General features: G+C 59.0%; 1 pseudogene. It reads right to left on the reverse strand.

What is annotated here, in order from left to right:
- Positions 1-166 precede the first annotated feature (166 nt).
- Positions 167-288: pseudogene (locus AF337_RS45065) on the reverse strand (iron-siderophore ABC transporter substrate-binding protein); the annotation flags it as partial.

Below are 288 nucleotides of genomic sequence, written 5' to 3' on the forward strand. Positions count from 1 at the left end.
AGACGGGGAAGCGTCGAATAGGTGAACGCCATTCGCGTGACATCGTAATCCGGTCGAGCCATTTCTGACAGCGCCGGAGCGGCAAGAAACCACGATGCCACGCCTCCACCGCCAATCAGGAGGAGGAAGACAATTGCTGGCCCGATATTGTCGCGGCGGGATATCATCATGCTTCTTTTTCCAGAAGATCCGTCAAAAGGCCCGCGAAGCGCATGGCCTCGTTCACCATGCCAAACATCAGGGCCGGCGGCAGAATCGACAGATGGCCCGGACGCGCAAACGCCAGCC

This window comes from Rhizobium ecuadorense (assembly GCF_001187535.1).
GTDB lineage: Bacteria > Pseudomonadota > Alphaproteobacteria > Rhizobiales > Rhizobiaceae > Rhizobium > Rhizobium ecuadorense.